This window comes from Paracoccus contaminans, from assembly GCF_002105555.1.
GTDB lineage: Bacteria > Pseudomonadota > Alphaproteobacteria > Rhodobacterales > Rhodobacteraceae > Paracoccus > Paracoccus contaminans.
Genome location: NZ_CP020612.1, coordinates 129,315 through 148,787, shown reverse-complemented (window position 1 = coordinate 148,787; position 19,473 = coordinate 129,315). Strand labels below are relative to the sequence as shown.

At 70.1% G+C, this 19,473-nt stretch carries 17 protein-coding genes; 7 read left to right on the top strand and 10 right to left on the bottom strand.

From position 1 onward, the window contains the following. Window positions 1–279: 279 nt before the first annotated feature. The 4 genes from B0A89_RS00680 to B0A89_RS00665 form a co-directional block, all read right to left on the bottom strand. Window positions 280–1,026, bottom strand: coding sequence for a squalene/phytoene synthase family protein (locus B0A89_RS00680; protein WP_085376494.1), 747 nt, complete (start codon window positions 1,024–1,026; stop codon window positions 280–282). Continuing rightward, the gene (cimA, locus tag B0A89_RS00675; RefSeq protein WP_085376493.1) at window positions 1,023–2,639 is read right to left on the bottom strand and encodes a citramalate synthase; all 1,617 of its coding nucleotides are present in this window, start codon (window positions 2,637–2,639) and stop codon (window positions 1,023–1,025) included. Before cimA ends, B0A89_RS00680 begins: the two co-directional genes overlap by 4 nt. Then, on the bottom strand, window positions 2,636–4,087 hold the full coding sequence (gene cysS, locus B0A89_RS00670) for a cysteine--tRNA ligase (protein ID WP_085376492.1): 1,452 nt from the start codon (window positions 4,085–4,087) through the stop codon (window positions 2,636–2,638). Before cysS ends, cimA begins: the two co-directional genes overlap by 4 nt. Before the next feature lie 689 nt (window positions 4,088–4,776). Next, window positions 4,777–6,309 carry a diguanylate cyclase domain-containing protein gene (locus B0A89_RS00665; RefSeq protein WP_085376491.1) on the bottom strand — a complete coding sequence of 511 codons (1,533 nt, stop codon included), beginning with the start codon at window positions 6,307–6,309 and terminating at the stop codon, window positions 4,777–4,779. Between the two features lie 121 nt (window positions 6,310–6,430). On the opposite strand from B0A89_RS00665, the gene B0A89_RS14775 reads away from it, so the two are divergent. The 5 genes from B0A89_RS14775 to proB all read left to right on the top strand — a co-directional run bounded on the left by B0A89_RS14775 (window position 6,431) and on the right by proB (window position 10,630). Continuing rightward, window positions 6,431–6,709 carry a DUF3572 family protein gene (locus B0A89_RS14775; protein WP_169712117.1) on the top strand — a complete coding sequence of 93 codons (279 nt, stop codon included), beginning with the start codon at window positions 6,431–6,433 and terminating at the stop codon, window positions 6,707–6,709. Window positions 6,710–6,768: 59 nt separating this feature from the next. Then, a complete protein-coding gene (locus B0A89_RS00655; protein WP_085376489.1) occupies window positions 6,769–7,332 on the top strand; it encodes a heme NO-binding domain-containing protein in 564 nt (187 codons plus the stop codon). A 2-nt stretch (window positions 7,333–7,334) separates the two neighbouring features. Beyond that, window positions 7,335–8,312, top strand: coding sequence for a GGDEF domain-containing protein (locus B0A89_RS00650; RefSeq protein ID WP_085376488.1), 978 nt, complete (start codon window positions 7,335–7,337; stop codon window positions 8,310–8,312). Window positions 8,313–8,495: 183 nt separating this feature from the next. Further along, complete coding sequence (gene obgE, locus B0A89_RS00645) at window positions 8,496–9,524, top strand: GTPase ObgE (RefSeq protein WP_085378659.1); 1,029 nt, start codon at window positions 8,496–8,498, stop codon at window positions 9,522–9,524. Further along, a complete protein-coding gene (gene proB / locus B0A89_RS00640; protein WP_085376487.1) occupies window positions 9,512–10,630 on the top strand; it encodes a glutamate 5-kinase in 1,119 nt (372 codons plus the stop codon). The genes obgE and proB overlap by 13 nt, the downstream gene beginning before the upstream one ends. A gap of 1 nt (window position 10,631) precedes the next feature. Here proB and B0A89_RS00635 read toward each other — a convergent pair whose 3' ends face one another. The 5 genes from B0A89_RS00635 to queA form a co-directional block, all read right to left on the bottom strand. Continuing rightward, the gene (locus tag B0A89_RS00635; protein ID WP_085376486.1) at window positions 10,632–11,801 is read right to left on the bottom strand and encodes an alpha/beta hydrolase; all 1,170 of its coding nucleotides are present in this window, start codon (window positions 11,799–11,801) and stop codon (window positions 10,632–10,634) included. A gap of 130 nt (window positions 11,802–11,931) precedes the next feature. Next, a complete protein-coding gene (gene lpdA, locus B0A89_RS00630) occupies window positions 11,932–13,323 on the bottom strand; it encodes a dihydrolipoyl dehydrogenase (protein WP_085376485.1) in 1,392 nt (463 codons plus the stop codon). Window positions 13,324–13,369: 46 nt separating this feature from the next. After that, complete coding sequence (locus tag B0A89_RS00625; RefSeq protein ID WP_157115369.1) at window positions 13,370–13,948, bottom strand: DUF924 family protein; 579 nt, start codon at window positions 13,946–13,948, stop codon at window positions 13,370–13,372. Between the two features lie 2 nt (window positions 13,949–13,950). Further along, window positions 13,951–15,204 (bottom strand): MFS transporter, encoded by a 1,254-nt coding sequence (locus B0A89_RS00620; RefSeq protein ID WP_157115198.1) that lies wholly within the window; start codon window positions 15,202–15,204, stop codon window positions 13,951–13,953. Continuing rightward, window positions 15,198–16,256: a tRNA preQ1(34) S-adenosylmethionine ribosyltransferase-isomerase QueA gene (queA, locus tag B0A89_RS00615; protein WP_085376483.1), complete on the bottom strand. Its 1,059-nt coding sequence runs from the start codon at window positions 16,254–16,256 to the stop codon at window positions 15,198–15,200. The genes B0A89_RS00620 and queA overlap by 7 nt, the downstream gene beginning before the upstream one ends. Before the next feature lie 158 nt (window positions 16,257–16,414). Between queA and hisC the strand changes: the two genes are divergently transcribed. Beyond that, complete coding sequence (gene hisC, locus B0A89_RS00610) at window positions 16,415–17,530, top strand: histidinol-phosphate transaminase (RefSeq protein ID WP_085376482.1); 1,116 nt, start codon at window positions 16,415–16,417, stop codon at window positions 17,528–17,530. Then, window positions 17,527–18,459 (top strand): prephenate/arogenate dehydrogenase family protein, encoded by a 933-nt coding sequence (locus B0A89_RS00605; RefSeq protein ID WP_085376481.1) that lies wholly within the window; start codon window positions 17,527–17,529, stop codon window positions 18,457–18,459. Before hisC ends, B0A89_RS00605 begins: the two co-directional genes overlap by 4 nt. Here the strand turns inward: B0A89_RS00605 and B0A89_RS00600 are convergent. Continuing rightward, a complete protein-coding gene (locus B0A89_RS00600) occupies window positions 18,456–19,454 on the bottom strand; it encodes a DUF2125 domain-containing protein (RefSeq protein ID WP_085376480.1) in 999 nt (332 codons plus the stop codon). The genes B0A89_RS00605 and B0A89_RS00600 overlap by 4 nt on opposite strands. Between the last annotated feature and the right edge of the window lie 19 nt (window positions 19,455–19,473).

The window sequence follows — 19,473 nt, the reverse complement described above, 5'->3', positions numbered from 1 at the left end:
ATCGGGTGCCCGCAATCGCTTGCGGCAAATGGCCGGCATGGCGGAAAGCATGCGGCATGGCAGGGGCTTTCTGTCTGTCCTGCGGGCCGCGCGCATGCCTTCGGTCCGCCTGGTGCGACAAGCGATGCGCCCTCGCCAAGGCGACATGGGGCATCGCTGCCGGGGGCCGGGGCGGCGACAGGCATGGGCCGGATAGCGCATCCGCTATCCGGTCAAGACAGAGCCGACCTGCTGATGCGCGCCGTCAGAGCAGCGCCCCTTGGGGCGCGGCGGCGCTGGTCAGATCCACCAGCGCCCTGTCAGGGCCAGCCGTGCAAGCGCGGCGCGCCTTGCAAAATCTGAGGGCAGGGGCGCATCGCGCCCCTTTTCGGCGGCGGCAAGCGCGCCCTGCACGCCCACCCCTGCAAACAGGACCGGAGCGGCGGCCCTGGGAACGGTGCGGCGCAGCGCCGCTGCCTCGGCAAAGGCCTGCCGGGCGCGGCTGGCAAGCGCCTGCAAGGATTCGGGGCCGGGATCGGACAGGCCCAGCCCCAAACCCTGCAAGGCGGGGCGCGCCCGCAGCCAGGCCGTCAGCGCCGCGCCGCGTCCCTGCGCCCGCAGGGCGGCAGAGGGCGGCACACCCAAGACCCCGGCCGCCGCCGTCATCAGCGCCCCGCCCGTCGCATCCGCATAATCCTGCACGGCGGCGATGCTGGCGAAAGGCTCGCGCGCGGCATCGTGCATCCTTGCCTCGGCCAGCGGCGCCAAGGCCGCCGCCTGCGGCCCCCATGCGGCCCATAGCGCGCCGAGCAGGTCATGGGGCGGGGGGGCCTCGCGCTCCAGCGCGGACAGCCGGTCAATCCACCAGCGCACGCGCATCTGCGCCGCCAGCGGCTCGCGCGCAGCCAGCGCCGTCTGCGCCAGCGCATCGTTGAGGGCATAAAGGCTCAGCAGCCTGCCCCGCGCCGATGCGGGCGCAAGCAGCGCCATGGCCAGCCGGACCGGATCGGCCTGTTCCAGCCGGGCGATGATCTCGGCCTCGGTCATACGGCGCGGTCGCGGATCAGTTTCCAGCGGATCGCGTCCACCAGCGCCTCGAAACTGGCATCGACAATGTTGGGCGACACCCCGACCGTCGACCAGGCCTGTCCGCGGCTATCGGCCGAATCGACGATGACGCGCGTCACCGCCTCGGTGCCCGCACCGATGATGCGCACCCGGAAATCGGTCAGCGCCATATCCTCGATGGCCGGCTGCCAGCGGCCCAGATCCTTGGCCAGCGCCCGCCACAGCGCGTTGACCGGCCCCGCATCCTCGCCGCTCGCCCCGACCGAATCGCTGACCGACATGATCCGCTCCTCGCCCAGGCGCACGACGACGACCGCCTCGCTGACCGAGATGCGCCGCCCGGCGGCGTTCAGGCGCCGCTCGACCGTGACGCGATAGCGCTCGATCTCGAAAAAGCGCGGCAGGCGTTCCAGATGGGCGCGCGCCAGCAGCTCGAACGAGGCCTGCGCGGAATCATAGGCATATCCCTGATCCTCGCGTTCCTTGACGCTGGTCAGGATCGCGGCAAGCGCGGGGTCGCCGGGGGCGACCTCGATCCCCGCGCCGGCCAGCCGGGCGCGCAGGTTCGATTGCCCCGCCTGGTTCGACATCGGGATCACCCGTTCGTTCCCGACCAGCGCCGGATCGACATGCTCATAGGTCTGCGGCGCCTTGAGGATCGCGCTGGCGTGCAGCCCGGCCTTGTGGGCAAAGGCCGAGGCCCCGACATAGGGCGCGCTGCGATCGGGCGCGCGGTTCAGGATCTCGTCCAGCCGGCGCGAGATGCGCGTGAGATCGGACACCGACCCCACCCCGGTCACGAGGTTCGAGGCGAAGGGTTCCTTGAGCAGCAGCGTCGGGATCAGCGTGGTCAGGCTGGCGTTCCCGCAGCGCTCGCCCAGGCCGTTCAGCGTGCCCTGCACCTGCCGGGCGCCCGCCTGAACGGCGGCCAGCGAGCAGGCGACCGCGTTGCCGGTATCGTCATGGGCATGGATGCCCAGCCGGTCGCCGGGGATGCCGGCCGCGATGACGGCCGCCGTGATTTCGCCCACGCGGGCGGGCAGGGTGCCGCCGTTGGTGTCGCACAGCACGACCCAGCGCGCCCCCGCATCCAGCGCGGCCCGCAGGCAGTCAAGCGCATAGGACGGATTGGCGGCATAGCCGTCAAAGAAATGCTCGGCATCAAACAGCACCTCGCGCCCGCGCCCGGCAGCATGGGCGACCGAGGCGGCGATGCTGGTCAGATTTTCCTCCAGCGTGATGCCCAGCGCGGCGCGGACGTGGAAATCATGGGATTTGCCCACCAGGCACACCGCCGCCGTGCCGGCATCCAGCACCGCGGCCAGCACGTCGTCATTATCGGCCGACCGGCCGCTGCGCCGGGTCATGCCGAAAGCCGTCATCACCGCGCGCGTTCGCGGCACGGCGGCAAAGAAATCGCTGTCGGTCGGGTTGGCCCCCGGCCAGCCGCCCTCGATGTAATCGACGCCCAGGGCATCCAGCATCAGGGCGATCTCGGTCTTTTCGGCGGCGCTGAACTGCACGCCCTGCGTCTGCTGCCCGTCGCGCAAGGTGGTGTCGTAAAGGAAAAGGCGCGCGCGTTCACCGCTCATGGCTGCTGCTCCAGGCGCAGGATCGCCGCCGGATCGAAACCCGCCCCGGCGGTCAGCTCGACCCCGTCGGCCGTCATCCGCACGGCGACGCCCGCCGCCGCCAGACGGGCCTTGAGCGCATCGACATCGCTGAAATCCTTGCTGGCCTTTGCCGCGATCCGCAGGGCCTGCAACCTGTCCCGCAGCTCGGACAGGTCGGGGCCGCGCGGCGCCTGATCGGCCTGCGCCGCCAGCAGCCCCAGCGCCCGCGCCGAGGACAGAAACACCGCGCGCCGTCCATCGCCCGTGCCCCCTCCGCCGGCGATCTCGCGCGCCATCTGGTGCAGGCGCGCCAAGGCGCCGGGGGTGTTCAGGTCGTCGGCAAGCGCCTCGACAAGCCCCGCGTCGGGGGCGGCGCCATCCCCTGCATCCCCGGCCAGGGCACGCCACCGCCTCAGCGTCGCCTCGGCCTCGCGCACCTTGTCGGCCGTCCAGTCCATGGGCTTGCGATAATGGGTCATCAGGAAGACATACCGGATCACCTCGCCCGCGATGCCCTGATCCAGCAGATCCCGCACGGTGAAGAAGTTGCCCAGGCTCTTGGACATCTTCCTGCCCTCGACCTGCAGCATCTCGTTGTGCAGCCAGATGCTGGCGAAGCCGGCCTGCGGATGGGCGCAGCAGCTTTGCGCGATTTCGTTTTCGTGGTGCGGGAACTGCAGGTCGATGCCGCCGCCATGGATGTCGAAGCTCTGCCCAAGCAGGGCCTCTGACATGGCGCTGCATTCGATATGCCAGCCCGGACGGCCGCGGCCCCAGGGGCTGTCCCATCCGGGCAGGCTGGCATCCGACGGCTTCCACAGCACGAAATCCATCGGATCACGCTTGAAGGGGGCAACCTCGACCCGCGCCCCGGCGATCATGTCGTCGATCGAGCGCCCCGACAGGCGACCATAGCCGGGGCAGGAGCGCACCTCGAACAGGACATGGCCCTGGGCGGCATAGGCGTGGCCCTGCGCGACCAGAGTCTCGATCATGGCGATCATCTGCGGGATATAGGCCGTCGCGCGCGGCTCGGCCCGGTCGCTGACCTCGCCGCGGATCGAGGGACGCAGCGCGCTGAGGGCATCCATGTCGGCGTGATACCATCCGATCGTTTCGGCCGTGCGTTCGGCGATCAGCGATTCCAGCGTGCCCGGCGCCCCGGCAGCCTGGCGCGCCAAGGCCGAGGCGTTGATCTTGTCATCCACATCCGTGAAGTTGCGGACATAGGAGACATGCTGCGCGCCATAGACATGGCGCAGCAGGCGATAAAGGACGTCGAACACCACGACGGGACGGGCATTCCCCAGATGCGCGCGGTCATAGACCGTCGGCCCGCAAAGATACAGGCGCAGGTTGCGAGGATCGAGGGGAACCAGAGGCTCTTTCCGGCGCGTAAGGGTATTGGTCAGCCTGATTTCGACCATGAGCGTTTTCCCCGGTGGCGGGGTTCACGTCGATGCCGAACGTCCCGCCTGATGTTGTGTCAGACGATAATGCAGCAAAGGCGGGCAGAGCCTGTGTTCATGGCGCAAGGCTTATCAACCGGCTGCCGCCGGGACAAGGTGCCGTCACCCATAAGAGGCGAGAGAGGCCGGGCAGGGGCGCAGGGCGGTTGCGCCGCTGAGCGGCGCCGGCGAAAGCAGCGGCGCGCTGCGCAAGGCGGCGCGGCCTTGGCAAGGAACAAGGCAGCGCCCGAGGCGCGTCAGGGGCAAAAGCCGCCGTGCAGCAAGGCGGCGCGCCGCGCTGGTGTGCGCAGGCAGGGGACAGGCCGCCATGCTGCGCACGGCAGATGGGCGGGGCACGGCGCACGGCAGGACAGGGCGCTGAAGCCCGGCTGGCGCGATGTTGGCGCAAGTCGGCTGGAAAGGCGGCCTGCAGCGCAGCAGGGCATTGCACGCGCCGGCCCAGGGCGGAACAAAGCGTTGCCGCGCACAAGCCGCAAAGGCTCAGGAAGCACGGCAAGGCCCGCGCCGCGCGAGCTGAAGGCACGCGCCCCAAGGCAGGCGCCGGACCGACAGCACGCCCCGGGATGCGGCATGGCAGGCTCGGCACACCTGCGTTGGCGCCGGCAGGCCATCATCCGGTCGGGCGATCGCACCGGCGTTCCTGCCCGTCAGAGGGGCGAGCGGAACGAGCGGATCTGCGCCGCCCCGATCCGCGCTGCGCGCGCAGCCGATCCGCCTTGGGTGATGCGGCAGGCGGGCGCGCCGACCAGGCGCGCGGCAGCCGCCTCGGGCAGGGCGGTTTGGCTGCAGGGCGTCGATCCGGCCGCCGGCGCTTTTCCGGGCTGGGTCACGACCAGGCGATCCCGCCCTGTCCGCTTGGCGATCAGCAGGGCGTCGTCGGCCCGCCCGATCAGCTCGGCAGCGCGCTCGGACCCGCAGCCGGGCTGGTCGGCGGACCGGCCTGCAAACCCCGCCGAGATCGTGATCTTCAGCGGGCGGCCGGCACCCGGCAGAAGGACGGGGCATTCCGATACGGCGCGGCGCATGCGGCGGACAAGCGTCTCGGCCTCGGCCAGCGCACCGCCGGGCAGGACGGCCAGGAATTCCTCGCCCCCCAGCCGGGCAACAAAGCCGCGCGCCCCGACGATGGATTCAAGCCGCTCGGCGACATCGACCAGAACCAGATCCCCCGCAGCATGACCGTGGCAATCGTTCACGCGCTTGAAATAGTCGATGTCCATCGCCGCGACCGCGCATGGCTCGCCCGCCGCGCACAGCTCGGCCAGACGCGGGATCGCAAAGCGGCGGTTGACCAGCCCCGTCAGCGGGTCGATCCGCGCCAGCCAGCGTTCATGCTCCTCGGCCGCGCGCCGCTGGTCGGCGGACCGCTTGCGCCGGATCAGCGCCGTCAGGCGCAGCGCCGTCTCATCCACCATCGCGGGCGTGACCAGGGTTTCCGGCAGCACATCCCCCGCCCCAAGATCAAGCGCCATCGACATCATGTCCTGCCGCCCGGCCGCCAGCACCACCGCAAAGCCAGCGTTGCGCGACAGCGGGCGGGAGCGCAGTTCCGACAGCAGCCGCAGCCCGTCCCCCGCCTGCGCGATATCCCCCGCGATCAGGTAGAGATCGGGCACGATTCCCTCGGCCGCCTCGGCCAGCGCCTGTTCGGCGTCGGCGATGCGCAGGCGCGCGGGCAGCCGCGCCGCCAGCGCCTGCCGCCAGCCGACCCCGCTGGCCGCATCGCCCGCCACCAGCAGCACCGAGGCCGCCGGCGCCGCGCGGCCGTGATGGAACGCCGCTTGTTCCTCGGCCAAGCCCGGCGCCCTCAGCCCGCTTGCGTCATGCTGATCGCGCATCAGCCCGCGGATGCGGGCAAAAAGATCGAGATCGCTGACCGGAGGATCCATCACGGCCGCGGCCCCCGCCTGCAGCGCGGCGATGCGGTCCTGCTGGGGAACCATCATCAGCACCGGCAGGCCGGGGCGCAGGGCAGCGATCTGCCGGCACAAGTCGACCGCGCTTGTGTCGCCGGGCCGGCCGCCGATCAGCACCATGGCCGGGTCGGTCCGCCCCAGCACCATCAGCGCCTCGGCGGCCGAGCGGGCGGTCAGCGGATCATAGCACGCCGTGGCAAGACGGACCTTGAGCGTGATGCGGTTCGTCGCCGTGCCATCGACCACCAGAATCTGCCCGGACATCAGGTTACCTCGGAAGCGCGTCTTTGGCCTTTTGTGGCGTGCAAAGCTTAACAAAAGGTTTTTGCAGCAGGCACTGGGCGGCCTGCTTGCGCTGCGCCTCGCCGGGGGCGAGACTGGAGCGATGATGAACCGCGACTCTCTGGACCGGCTGACGCAGGATCTGCTGGATTACCTGGGCGAGCAACCTGCGCTTGTCGGTGCCCTGGCGGCTGACACGGGGCTTGACCCCGCCGATCTGCGGCGCCTTGCCAGGGGGGCTGCGCTCGATCTGTCGGTGGCGCTGGTGGATTTCATCTGCGGCGATGATTCCCGGCTGCTGGCATTCTGCGCGCATAGCGGCTGGGCGCCCGAGCGCGTCGCCTATGCGCGTGCCGCGCTCGAGGCGGGGCAGCTGCGCTGATCTTCACCGCCCGTTAACCCGCCCTGTGCTATCGCCCTGCCGGCGGGAAAGGAGGGGCGATGCAAGGGCTGGTCAACCGCGCGATCGAGGGCTTTGCTCGTGCCACCTATGGCGACGCGCTGTGGTCTGCTGCCGCAAGGGCGGCGGGCGCCGATCCCCGCGGCTTTGCGCTGATGCGCCATTATGACGATGCGCTGACGGGCAGCCTGCTGCACGAGCTGGCGCGCCGCCTGTCGCGCAGCCGGCGCGAACTTGTCGAGGATGTCGGCGCCTGGACCGCCGCCATCCCGTCCATCCGTCGTCTGCTGCGCTTTGCCGGGCCTGATTTCCACAGCTTCATGCTGGCCCTGCCGGAACTGCACGCACGAGCGGCGATGGTCGTCAGGGGGCTGGACCTGCCGCAGATCGACCTGTCCGCCGCGCCCGACGGCTGGGTCGTCACCGTGGGGAAAGAGCCGATCTGGCTGCATGCGCTATGCGGCATGCTGCACGCGATGGCTGACGATTACGGTGTGCTGGCGGTGGTGGAGCTGGCGAACGGCCAGCTTCACGTAAGCGTCCCCCTGGTCGACTATACGCCGGGCCGGCCCTTCTCGATCAGCGATCCGATGGTCGGGGCGTGACGATGGCGGCGTTTGATGGCGCAGGCGATTGGGGGCCGGTGGGTTCTGCCGCGCTGGCGCTGATGCCACTGCATCTGCTTGTGGACGGGGACGGGGTCATCCTGTCGGCGGGCGCGACGCTGCGTCGGATCATCGGTGATCGCAGGTTATTTCTTGATGCGTTCGAGCCTGTCGCCGCGCCGTCGCTGGCCGATCTGGCGCGGGCCGAGCGCGTCTTCCTGCGGCTGCGCCACTGCCCCGATCAGGTGCTTCGCGGGCGGGGCATGGCGCTGGGGTCGGGGGCTGCCCTCTACGACCTTGGCTTCGGCACCGGCATCACGGACGCGATCCGCCGCTTCGGCCTGACCGACCGTGACTTTGTCCCCAGCGAACTGGTGATGGAGGTCTTGTTCCTGCACGAGGCCAACAACGTGCTGATGGCCGAGTTGACGCGCGCCAATCTGGGGCTGGAGGAGGCGCGCTGCCGGGCCGAGGCAGAGGCCTTCACCGACCCGCTGACCGGCCTGTTCAACCGCCGGGGCCTCGAACTCGCCTTCAGGACGCTGAGGGACGGCGCGCTGGCCGACCCTGCCGAGCATTTCGCGCTGATCCTCCTGGACCTCGATCATTTCAAGGTCTTGAACGACACGCAGGGCCATGCGGCGGGCGACGAGATGCTGCGCGCCGTGGCCGCGCGGCTGCGCGCCGCAACGCGCGACGGCGACACCATCGCCCGCACGGGGGGCGACGAATTCGTGCTGCTGCTGCCGCACAGCCACGATCATGCGCAGGCTGCCGCGCTGGGCGCGCGCCTCGTGAATGCACTTGAGCGCCCGGTCATCATCAATGACCGGGCATGCCGGGTTTCGGCCAGCGTCGGCCTGGCGCTGTCGCGCGATTTTCCGGCCCTTTCATGGCCCGAGATGGAGGCTGCCGCAGATCGGGCCCTTTACGAAGCAAAGGATGCCGGGCGAGGCTGCATCAGGACAGCGCAGCCATGATAGTCTTCGGTCCATGAGGGTGCGGCCAAGGCCGCGCAGCCGGCCGCTTCCCTCCAGCCTTGCCGGGTGCCTTGGGCAAGGGACATGCCCCCCGCCTGCGGCGCGGCGGCGGGCGCGCATCTTGCGGCGCGCCTTGTGCAGGGTTATCGCTTCATTTTGCCGCCCGCCGCTGCCGGAGACGCCATGAAGTTCCTCGATCTTGCCAAGGTCTATATCCGCTCGGGTGGCGGCGGGGCCGGCTGCGTGTCGTTCCGGCGCGAAAAGTTCATCGAATATGGCGGCCCCGATGGCGGGGACGGGGGCCGGGGCGGCGATGTCTGGGCCGAGGCGGTGGACGGGCTGAACACCCTGATCGATTTCCGCTATCAGCAGCATTTCTTTGCCAGGTCGGGCCAGCACGGCATGGGCAGCCAGATGACCGGGGCATCCGGGGACGACATCGTCCTGAAGGTGCCCGCCGGAACCGAGATCCTCGACGAGGACGAGGAAACCGTCATCGCCGACCTGACCACACCGGGCCAGCGCGTTCTGCTGGCCAAGGGCGGCAATGGCGGCTTTGGCAACCTGCATTTCAAATCCTCGACCAACCGCGCGCCGCGCCATGCCAATCCCGGCCAGCCGGGCGTGGAACGGACGCTGTGGCTGCGGCTCAAGCTGATCGCCGATGCCGGGCTGGTCGGGCTGCCGAATGCGGGCAAGTCCACCTTTCTGGCGGCGGTGTCGAATGCCCGCCCCAAGATCGCCGACTATCCCTTTACCACGCTGGTCCCCAACCTGGGCGTCGTGGCCGTGGACGGGCATGAATTCGTCATGGCCGATATCCCCGGCCTGATCGAGGGCGCGTCCGAGGGCAGGGGCCTGGGCGACCAGTTCCTCGGCCATGTCGAACGCAGCAATGTCCTGCTGCACCTGGTCGATGGCACCTCCGAGGACGTGGCAGCCGACGCCCGCACCATCCTGACCGAGCTTGAGGCCTATTCGGGCCTGCTGTCGGACAAGCCGCGCATCACCGTGCTGAACAAGGCCGACGCGCTGGACGAGGACACGCTGGCCGAACGCCGGGCCGCGCTGGAGGCCGAGGTCGGCCCCGTCATGGTCATGTCCGGTGTCTCGCGCCAGGGCGTGACCGAGGTGCTGCGCGCCCTGTGGACGCGGATTGCGCCGACCCGCGCCCCCGCGGCACCGCAGGAGCGGAGCACGTGGCAGCCCTGACCCCCGACATCGCCGCCGCCCGGCGCCTGGTCGTCAAGATCGGCAGTGCGCTGCTGGTCGGTCCCAAGGGGCTGCGCGAGGACTGGCTGCGCGCCCTGTGCGATGACGTGGCCGCCTGGCGGGCGCGGGGGGCGGATGTCGCCCTGGTGTCGTCGGGGTCCATCGCGCTGGGCCGCCGGGTGCTGGGCCTGCCCGCAGGCGCGCTGACGCTGGAACAGTCGCAGGCCGCCGCTGCCGTGGGCCAGATCCGGCTGGCGCGCGCCTATGAGGAAATGCTCGCTCCCCATGGCGTGACCACCGCGCAGGTTCTGGTGACGCTGGAAGATACCGAAAACCGCCGCCGCTATCTCAATAGCCGGGCGACGATGGAAACGCTGCTGTCGCTGGGCGTCGTGCCGATCGTGAACGAGAACGACACCGTGGCGACCGATGAAATCCGCTTCGGCGACAACGACCGGCTGGCGGCGCAGATCGCGGTCACATGCGGGGCCGACCAGCTGCTGCTGCTGTCGGATGTGGACGGGCTTTATACCGCCAATCCCAAGACCGACCCTGATGCCCGCCACCTGCCGGTGGTCGAGCACCTGACGCCCGAGATCGAGGCCATGGGCGGCGATCCGGTCAGCGGCCTCAGCAAGGGCGGGATGAAGACCAAGCTGCTGGCCGCGCGGACCGCCGTTTCGGGCGGATGCGCCATGGCGATCGCCGAAGGGTCGGTCCTGCGCCCGCTGACCGCCGTGGCAGAAGGCGCGCGGGTGACGTGGTTCCTGCCCGAGGGCGACCCCCAGGCCGCCCGCAAGCGCTGGATCGCCGCGATGAAGCCGCGGGGCGAGCTGATCGTCGATGCCGGCGCGGCCATGGCGCTGGCGCAGGGCAAGTCGCTGCTGCCGGCAGGCGTCCGGTCGATCAGCGGCGTGTTCCACCGCGGCGACCCGGTGGTGATCCGCGGCCCGCAGGGCGCGGCGCTGGCGCAGGGGCTGGCACGCTATGACTCGACCGAAGCCGCGCTGATCGCCGGCCGCCGCAGCGACGAGATCCCGGCCGTGCTGGGGTATGAGGGGCGCGCGGCGCTGGTGCACCGGGACGACATGGCGGTGGGGCGGTAGGCTAGCGCCCGTCCACGATCTGCGCCGCGGTGCTGAACGGGGCCGCGACGATCCGGCCCGTGGCATCCAGAACCGATGCGCCCAGCGCACGCATGTCGGTGCCGGCCCCGCCCTGCGACAGCCGCGCCCAACGGGCGGCAAAGCCGATATAACGGTCATGGTTCAGCGCGTCGCTGGCGGGTGCCGACGAAATATCCATCACCTGCACCTTGTTGCGCCTGCTGATCGCCACCAGGCGCGGGTCGTCCAGCCTGGCCTGCCCCAGCCGGGTGCGGTTGCCGGCAAGCCGCGATGATGCGGCAAGCGCACGGTCGTCGGATGAGACGAGCACGGTCATCGGCGCGTCGAGCGGGCCGATCGCATCGGCCTGCCGGCCGAACACATCCATGTCGATGTCCGGCGCCGCCAGCACCACGTGCAACCGATCCAGCGGCTGCGTTCCCTTGCCCGCTGCGCCATTGATCCGCAGCTGGCGCAGCGATTCCATCACCAGCCAGGCACCCATGCTGTGCCCGATCACCGCGATGTCGCTGCGCGGATGTTCGCGGGCCAGCCTGGACAGCAGCTGCGCCAGATCGTCGCGCGCATAGGTCGCGCTGTCCTGATCGGCCAGATAGCCGACCGGGGTTGCGTCCGATGGCCAGGAAAACAGCACGGGAACAGTGGGCACGCCCAGATCGGCGCCAAGCTGAGCGAGGCGGAACACCGCCTCTTGATAGCTGTAGTTGTAGCCGTGCACATAGACGGTGATCGGCACGTCGCCCGCCGATCCTGCCATCCGCGACACTTCGGCATCAAAGCGCGGGCCCGACATCAGGCGCCGGCCGATGGTGACAAAGCGTTTCGACGGATCGGCGGCGGGGCGTTCGGTTTCGGGAACGGCGCCCGGCGGCGCGCGCCGGCGCAGCAGGGTCAGTTCCTCATAGCGGGGGGTGCCGCGGCCCGAGCCAAAGACCGGCGGCAAGCTGTCCGTGCCGGTCCGGTCAGTTACAGCCAGCACCGTGATCTGCTGAGTGCCGGGGCCGGGATTGGCGACCGGCAACAGGGTTTCGGGGCCGGGCCGCGCCCCGCAGGCCGAAAGCGCCAGCACCGCCAGGGCGGCAATCCCGCCCCTGAGCAAGGGACGGCTCCGCGCTGCCAGCCGATCAGGACGGACAATCTTCGCGCGCATGGCCCTTTTCACGTCGATCCAGCCGTCCTGCCGGCCCTAAAGCGATAGCCAGGCAGAGCCTAGCCGCAACAGCGGCATGCTTCAACGCAGGGTGATCGTCGAGCGCGCATGACGCGATGTCACGCCCCTTTCAGAAATGGATCGCGCGCCCATAGGCCGACAGCACCGATTCATGCATCATCTCGCTTAGCGTCGGGTGGGCAAAGACGGTGTGCATGAAATCTTCCTCGGTCAGCTCGGCGGTCTTGCCGATGACATAGCCCTGGATCAGCTCGGTCACCTCGGCGCCGATCATGTGGGCGCCCAGCAGCTCGCCCGTCCTGGCGTCGAAAACGGTCTTGACCAGCCCCTCCGGCTCGCCCAGCGCGATCGCCTTGCCGTTGCCGACAAAGGGGAAGCGGCCCACCTTGACCTCGTGCCCCGCGGCCTTTGCCTTTTCCTCGGTCAGGCCGACGCTGGCGACCTGCGGGTGGCAATAGGTGCAGCCGGGGATGTTGCTGGGCTTGCAGGGATGGGCATGCTTGCCGGCGATCAGTTCGGCCACCATGACGCCCTCATGGCTGGCCTTGTGCGCCAGCCATGGCGCACCCGCGATATCGCCGATCGCATAAAGGCCGTCGACGCCTGTGCGGCAGAACTCGTCGGTGACGACATGGCTGCGGTCGATCTTGACCCCGAGGGCCTCCAAACCGAGGTTTTCCACGTTCCCGACGATCCCCACGGCAGAGATGACGGTGTCGAAATCGCGCGTCTCTGTCTTGCCGCCAGTCTCGATATGGGCGGTGACAGCCTGGCCCTTGCGGTCGAGTTTCCTGACCGTCGCCTTTTCAAGGATCGTCATGCCCTGCTTGACGAACTGCTTTTTCGCCAGGGCGCTGATCTCGGCATCCTCGACCGGCAGCACGCGGTCCATCACCTCGACAACGGTCGTGTCGGCGCCCATGGTGTTGAAGAAGCTGGCGAATTCGATCCCGATCGCGCCCGAGCCGATGACCAGCAGCTTCTTGGGCATCCGCTTGGGGACCAGTGCATGCTTGTAGGTCCAGACCAGATCGCCGTCCGCCTCCAGCCCCGGCAGCTCGCGCGCGCGGGCGCCGGTGGCAAGGATGATGTTCCTGGCCGCCAGTTCCTCGGTGCCCTTGTCGGTGGTGACGCTGACCTTGCCGGGGGCGGTCAGCACCGCCTCGCCCATGAGGACGGTGACCTTGTTCTTCTTCAGCAGGTGCCCGACGCCGCCTGACAGCTGCTTGGCCACCCCGCGCGAGCGTTGCACCACCCCGTCCAGGTCAAAGCCGATGTCGCCGGCCCTGAGGCCATAATCCTTGGCGCGTTCCATCAGGTGAAAGACCTCGGCCGAACGCAGCAGCGCCTTGGTCGGGATGCAGCCCCAGTTCAGGCAGATGCCGCCCAGGTGCTCGCGCTCGACGCAGGCGACCGACAGGCCCAGCTGGGCAGCCCGGATCGCCGCGACATAGCCGCCCGGCCCTGCACCGATCACCACCACGTCGAATTGCTGCGCCATCGTCCTGCCCCCCGGAAAGCTGTGACCTTGGGTCACAATTGCAGGGTCAACAAGGCTCGGCAAGGTTGACTTTGCCCGACACCAGCGCCCCATATCCGCCCGCGTCCAGCAGCGCCTGTTCCGCCGGGGTCGAGGCGCGGCCCAATGCCGCGTTGCGCCAAGGAAAGCGGCCGAAGCGGGCGATGGTATCGCGGTGCAGCCGCGCGTGCAGCAGCGCATGCCCCGGCATCCGTTCGGCAAACAGGGCCAAGGCCCGGTCCTGGTCGGCCAGATCCTCGCTGTGCTCGAAGGGCATGTAGAAGAACTGCCGCTCGGGCAGGGGGGTGGTCATGTCGTGGCCAGCCGCGATGGCCTCGGCGGCGATCTGCCGGGCCAGCGCATCGGTGGCAAAGGCACGGGGATCGCCCCGGAACATGTTGCGCGGCAACTGGTCGGTCAGGATCAGCGCCGCCAGCGCACCTTCGGCGCCCGTCGCCGCCCAGCGGGGGGCCAGCACCCCGGCATCGTCCCAGGCGGCGCGGAAACGATCCCGCACCATGCTGTCCAGTCCGGGATCTGAATCATACCAGCGCCGCGGGCCGACCTCCTCGATCCAGAAGCGCGTGATGTCGGCAGCTTCCACCATGGTCATGGCCCGGGGCGGGGCGTGGCGGGCGCGTTGTCGCCGGCCCGCACCAGCGCAGTTTCAACGCCCACGGGCGTGGCGGACGGGGACAGCATGGCAAAGTTCTGGTCCGGCGCGGGCGCGGCGCGGCGGGTCATCCGCCAGCTTGCATAGACCGACAGCCCCGCCAGCAGCACCCCCATATAGACCCAGAACCCGTCCGGCCCCAGCCAGGCCATCAGCCAACCGGTGACGATCGGGCCGAAAGCCGACCCCGCGCCGTTGATGAGCAGCAGCCCGGCCGAAGCGGCCGCCATGTCGCGCGTGTCCAGAAAGTCGTTGGTATAGGCGATCAGCAGCGCATAGATCGGATTGGCCACCCCGCCCATCGCCGCCGCTGCCGCCAGATAGCCCCAGACGGTCGTATCAGTGGAAACCACCGCGACAGTGACGATCGTCCCCAGGACCGCCAGCCCGGTCATCAGCACCCGCCGGTCCATCCGGTCCGACAGCCAGCCGACCGGATACTGCGCCAGCAGCCCCCCCGTCCACATCGCGGCGACAAAGGCCGAAACCTCGCGCACGTCGAGGCCGATCAGCGTACCCCAGACCGACCCCATGCCCAGCAGTGCCGAAAAGACCCCCCCGATCAGGAAGATGCCGACGCAGCCCAGGGGCGAGGTGCGATAGAGGCGCCCGATGCTCATCGGTGCGATCGTCTCAAACCGCGGTGCGGCCGTCCGGGTCAGCAGGATCGGCGTGAAGGCCAGCGACACCAGAACCGAAGGGATGACGAACAGCATCCAGCCGCCCGGATCGGCGACGTTCATCAGCGCCTGCGCGATCACCAGCCCCAGCATCTGGACGATGAAATAGGCCGACATGGCGCGCCCCCGCGTCCTGTTGCCGGCGCTGGCGTTGATCCAGCTTTCCGCGGTGATGTAGACCCCGCAGAAGCTGAAGCCGATGGTCAGGCGCAGCAGCGCCCAGACGATCCAGTGCGGCGCCGCGCCATAGCCGATCAGCACCGCCGAGATCAGCGAGCCCAGGGCGGCGAACACGCGCACATGCCCCACCTGCCGGATCATCCGCGGCACGATCAGGCTGCCCAGCACGAAGCCGCCGAAATAGCCCGACATCACGATGGCCATGCGGCCGGTGGAAATCCCCTCGATGGCGCCGCGGATGCCCAGCAGCGTGCCTTGCATCCCGTTTCCGATCATCAGCAGCAGCACGCCCGCCAGCAGCGGCCATGTCTGGCGCAGCACGCTCAGCACGGCACGCCTGGCAGCAGCAGCGAGGCATCGCCATAGCTGAAGAAGCGGTATCGCGCGGCGATCGCATGGGCATAGATCGCCCTGATCCGGTCCGGCCCCATCAGGGCCGAGACAAGCATCATCAGCGTCGAACGCGGCAGGTGAAAATTGGTCATCAGCCCGTCGGCGACGTGAAAGCGAAAGCCGGGGCGGATGAAGATGTCGGTGCTGCCGTCGAAGGGGCCGATCTTGCCGGCCGCGGCCGCCGTCTCGATCAGGCGCAGGGCAGTGGTGCCGACCGCGATCACGCGCCGTCCCTCGGCCTTGGCACCGGCGATGGCGGCGGCGGCCTGGGGGGTGACGATGCCGCGTTCGGCATGCATGCGGTGCTGGCTGACATCATCGGTCTTGACCGGCAGGAAGGTGCCGGCGCCCACATGCAGCGTGACATGGGCAAGGCCGACCCCCATGCCGGCAAGCCGCGTCAGCAACGCCTCGTCGAAATGCAGGCTGGCGGTGGGGGCGGCCACGGCGCCGGGGGCGCGCGCCCAGACCGTCTGGTAATCCTCGCGGTCCTGCTCGTCCGGGGCGCGCAGGGCCGCGATATAGGGCGGCAGCGGCATCGCCCCCACGGCGGCCAGGGCCGCGTCGAACGCCTCGCCCTCGGCATCGAAGCGCAGCGTCACGTCGCCCTCGCCGATGGCCTCGACCATGGCCGACAGCCTGCCCGCGAAATGCAGCCGATCGCCCGCCCTCAGCTTGCGCAGCGGCTTGGCCAGGGCCCGCCAGGCGCCGTCCGGCGCAGGCTCCATCAGGGTGATCTCGATACGGGCGCTCACCTCGCCCTGCGGGGTCGCGCGGCCCCGGGTGCCGTTCAGGCGGGCGGGTATTACCCGCGTGTCGTTCAGCACCAGCAGGTCGCCCGCGCGCAGGAACTGCGGCAGGTCGGCCACGGTGGCGTCGGTCATCCGCGCGCCTTGCGCGACCAGCAGGCGGGCGGCGGTGCGCGGACGGGCCGGGCGCGTCGCGATCAGCCCCTCGGGCAGGTCGAAGTCGAAATCGGAAAGGCGCATGGCGGCGCTTTTGGGTTCCCCGCCGCGGCAGGTCAAGAGAGCGCCGCGAAGCGTGATCGCCGGCGCACCGCCGCCCCCCGTGCCCCAGAGGCTGCACGGGCGCACTTTCCAACCGGACCCTGTCTATCTAAGGAACGGACGAGCAGCCAAGGACCGCCATGAGCCATCCCCCATCGCCCCCGATCGCCCCGCAACCCGGCATCATGGACATCGCCCTCTACGAGGCGGGCAGCAGCACGCTGGGCGCGCGCAGCGACGTGCTCAAGCTCAGCTCGAACGAAAACCCGTTCGGGGCATCGGACAAGGCGCGCGAGGCGGCGGTGCGGGCCACCCATGCGATGCACCGCTATCCGCCGACCGACCACGCCCGCCTGCGCGCCGCCATCGCCGAGGTCCACGGGCTGGACCCGGACCGGATCATCTGCGGCGTCGGCTCGGACGAGATCATCCATTTCCTGTGCCAGGCCTATGCCGGGCCGGGGACCGAGGTTCTGTTCACGCAGCACGGATTTTCGATGTACCGCATCAGCGCGCTGGCTGCCGGCGCCACCCCCGTCGAGGCGCCCGAGCGCGAGCGGACCACCGACATCGACGCGCTGATCGCGGCGGCCGGGCCCGCCACGCGGCTGATCTTCGTCGCCAATCCCAACAACCCGACCGGCACTATGGTCCCGCTGGCCGAGCTGGAGCGGCTGGCGGCGGCGGTGCCGCAGGCGATCCTGGTGATCGACGCGGCCTATGCCGAATATGTCGGGGGGGATTACGACGGGGGGGCAGAGCTGGCCGGCCGCCTGCCCAATGTCGTGATGACGCGGACCTTTTCCAAGCTGTATGGCCTGGGGGGGATGCGGGTCGGCTGGGGCTATGGCCCGCGCGCCGTCATCGACGTGCTCAACCGCGTGCGCGGTCCGTTCAACCTGTCGAACGTGGCGCTGGACACGGCCGAGGCGGCGGTGCGCGACCGCGCCCATGCCGACCACAGCCGGTCCGAGAATGCCCGCCTGCGCGCCTGGCTGGCCGCGGCGCTGGCTGATCGCGGGGTGCCCTCGGACCCCTCGCACGCGAACTTCATCCTGGCGCGGTTCGCGGATGTTCAGACGGCAGAGGCCTGCGACGCGGCGCTGAAGGCGGACGGGATCATCGTGCGCAAGGTCGGCGGTTACGGCCTGCCCCATTGCCTGCGCATCACCATCGGGGACGAGGCGTCCTGCCGCCGCGTGGCCCATGTCGTCGGCCAGTTCATGGCCCGGCAGGCCGGCAGGGACACGCCATGATGACCCCAGCGCCGCTGTTCGAGCGCGCCGCCCTGATCGGCCTTGGCCTGATCGCCGGATCAATGGCCCATGCCATGCGCGAAGGCGGGCTGGTGCGCCGCATCGCCGGCCATGCCCGGTCGGCCGAAACCCGCGATACCGCGCGCGAGATCGGCCTGGTGGACGAGGTCTTCGCCACCGCCGCCGAGGCTGTCCGGGGCGCCGACCTGGTCGTGCTGGCCGTGCCGGTCGGGGCCATGGCCGCCGTCGCGGCCGAGATCGCCCCCCATCTGGCGCCCGGCGCCATCGTCACCGATGTGGGTTCGGTCAAGCAGTCGGTGATCGACGCGGTCGCCCCGCACATCCCGCCGGGCGTGCATTTCGTCCCCGGCCACCCGCTGGCCGGGACCGAACATTCCGGCCCGCGGTCGGGGTTTTCGACGCTGTTCCGCAACCGCTGGTGGCTGCTGACGCCCCTGCCGGACAGTGACGGGGCGGCTGTCGAAAGGCTCGCGGCCCTGGCCCGCGGCATGGGCGCCAATGTCGAGATGATGGAGCCTGCCCATCACGATCTGGTGCTGGCAGTGACCAGCCATGCCCCGCATCTGATCGCCTATACGATGGTCGGGGTCGCCGACCATCTGCGCCAGGTGACGCAATCCGAGGTGATCCGCTATTCGGCCGCCGGTTTCCGCGATTTCACCCGCATCGCCGCTTCGGACCCGACGATGTGGCGCGACGTGTTCCTGCACAACAAGGAAGCCACGCTGGACATCCTCGGCCGCTTTGCCGAGGAGCTTTTCGTCCTGCAGCGCGCCATCCGCATGGGCGACGGGCAGCAGCTGCATGATTACTTCACCCGCACCCGCGCCATCCGGCGCGGCATCATCGAGGCCGGGCAGGATACCGCCGCCCCCGATTTCGGCCGCAGCGCCGGGCCTGCCGCCTAGCGCGGAAAGATCGGCGCCGGGCCGACCGGCAGCGGGCCGAGGAACGCCTGACCGCCCCGCAGCAGCAGCGGAATGCGCAATTCGCCCTGCTGCGGCTCGGCGGGGGGCGGGATGCCGGGGGGCAGCTGCGGGGCGGTGCCCGCTGCGGCGGCCAGGGCGGTGCCGGCCAGCGCGACCATGCCCTTGGGCAGCAGGCCGGTTTCGGCGGCAAGTGCCAGCCAGTCCTGGACATCGCGGGTATAGACAAAGATCGCGCCCGTCGCCCGGCCCTCGGCATCCGCGGCAAGCCGCCCGGTTACGCGCGCCGCGCGCGATCCAAGCCGCACGGTCAGCCCGTCTGAGGCAAGGCCCACGACCTGCGGCCGGCTTTCGCCCGGAACGACCGGGCCGGTCAGAAAGACGCGCGCCGCCCCGCTTGCCGACAGCAGGCCCGCATCCTGCAGGGCCTGCATGCCCGCCGGGGGTGCCACCCCGTCCGCCTGGCCCTGCACGGCATAGCTGGCCGCCGCGCCGGCAGGGGCATCGGGCCCCAGCGCGCTCAGCGCCGCCGTGATCTGGACGGCGGCGGCAAGGGGGGCGCCGTCGATGGTGACGGGGCCGCTGGACAGCGCGGCCCGGCTGACCGCCATGCGGCTGGCCGGCGAGATCCGCGCCGACAACCCGGCGCCTGCCGCCTGCACCGGGCGCAGCACGCCCCCGATCGGCAGGATCATCCGTTCGGGCAGGGCCGCGTGAAACTCGGTCGGCGCGCTTGGCGCGGCCCACAGGTCCAGCGTCGGCAGGGCCGCATCGCCCGCCGCGGTCGCGACCGTCACATCCGCCAGATGCAGGCCGATCCGCCGAAGATCGCGCAGCGGGGCGACCTGCGCGGCCGCGATGCGCGGATCATCGGCGATGCGCCTTGCCGCCTCGCGGGCCAGCCATGTCTCGCCCCCGAACCAGGCCGCCGCGACCGAGGCCGCGACCACCAGCAGCACCGCGACCAGTCCACGCATCCGCCACCCGTCTTGAAAC